Here is a 1,639-nt window from a genome sequence, read left to right on the forward strand (position 1 = left end):
TGAGGGATTCGTCCGGGTGTTTCGGACACTCGACGGCCCCTGGGTCGGCTCGCGAGCCCGACCGTCGCCCGCGGTGGGTCATCCCCGGGGGGGCGCTACCGGATGCCGCGCGCACCCGCAACCCGTCCGCCGCGGTCACCCACGGCGGCGAACCTGGGCGCATGACCACCACACACTTCGACTACCTCATCGTCGGCGGCGGGATGGTCGCCGACACCGCCGCGCGCGGCATCCGCGAGATCGACTCCGACGGCTCGATCGGCATCCTGAGCGACGACGTCGACGAGCCCTACACGCGGCCCGCCCTCAGCAAGAAGCTGTGGACCGACGACGAGTTCACGTGGGACAAGGTGCCGCTGGGCACCGCCGCCGACACCGGTGCCGAGGTGCGCCTGCGCACGCGCGCCACGGCCCTCCGGCCCGACGCGCACGAAGTGGATGCCGACGGCGAGACGTTCTCGTACGCGAAGCTGCTCGTGGCCACCGGCGGCAAGCCGATCGCCCTGCCCATCGACGACCACTCCGAGGGCGAGCGGGCGCTGTCGTTCCGCACCGCCGAGGACTACCGGCGACTGCGCTCCCTCGCCGAGGACGTCGATCGCATCGCGGTCGTCGGCGGCGGGTACATCGGCTCCGAGCTGGCCGCGGCGCTCGTGCAGAACGACGTCGACACGGTGCTCATCCACACCGGTGCCGTGCTCGGCGACGCGGTGTTCCCCGCCGCCCTCGCCGAGCGCTTCGAGAAGCTCTTCCGCGACGCGGGCGTCGAGATCGTCGCCGGTTCGAAGGTCGAGAGCGGCCGAGCGGATGCCGACGGCGTGACGCTGCGGCTCGAGAACGGCGACGAGGTGCGCGCCGACGCGGTCGTGAGCGGCCTGGGCATCGAGGTCGCCACCGACCTGGCGGAGCACGCCGGTCTCACGGTCGACGACGGCATCGTCGTCGACGCGCAGCTGCGCGCCTCGGTCGACGACGTCTACGCCGCGGGCGACGTCGCCAGCTACCCCGACCGCCTGCTCGGACGCCGCCGCGTCGAGCACGTCGACAACGCCAACGAGCAGGGCAAGGCGGCCGGGCGCAACCTCGCCGGCGCCGCCGAGCCGTACACGCACACGCCGTACTACTACTCCGCGGTCTTCGGCATCCGGTACGAGGCCGTCGGAACGCTCGACTCCTCGCTCGAGACCGTCGAGGACTGGCGCGACACCGAACACGGCGTCGTTTACTACCTCGACGACGACCGCGTCGTGGGCGTGCTGCTGTGGAACGTCGAAGACGCCCGGGATGCCGCCCGCGCGGTGCTGGCCGAGGCCGACACCCTCACGCGCGACGACCTGGTGGGCCGCATCCGCTGACGCGCGGGCGCCGGGCTGCTCGGCCGCCCGGTGTGATCGACGTCGGGCTGCTCGGCCGCTCGGTGTGATCGGCGTCGGGCGTGCCGGGCTCCGGAGATTCTGTGTCGGGTGGCCGGATTCGGCGGCGTTCGCGGTCCGAGCCGTCGAAGTATCCGGAGCCCGGCACGCCCCTTCCGGCCTGCCCGCCCCGGCCGGCCGGCCCGGCGAGCCCGTTCCGCCCTGCCCGCCCCGGCCGGCCGTCCCGGCACGTCCGTTCCGCCCTGCCCGGCCCGCCCGCCCCGACC

Annotated in this window: 1 protein-coding gene; it reads left to right on the plus strand. The window is 73.8% G+C overall.

Translation table 11 applies throughout. From position 1 onward, the window contains the following. Positions 1-161: 161 nt before the first annotated feature. Positions 162-1,355: an NAD(P)/FAD-dependent oxidoreductase gene (locus ACK4LS_RS14660; protein ID WP_409718844.1), complete on the plus strand. Its 1,194-nt coding sequence runs from the start codon at positions 162-164 to the stop codon at positions 1,353-1,355. The last annotated feature ends 284 nt before the right edge of the window (positions 1,356-1,639 follow it).

Source organism: Microbacterium sp., from assembly GCF_046295495.1.
Taxonomy (GTDB): domain Bacteria; phylum Actinomycetota; class Actinomycetes; order Actinomycetales; family Microbacteriaceae; genus Microbacterium.

What these genes read in the sequence shown, in the direction of transcription:
- ACK4LS_RS14660 (WP_409718844.1), top strand. Translation starts at nt 162, where the DNA reads ATGACCACCACACACTTCGACTACCTCATCGTCGGCGGCGGGATGGTC.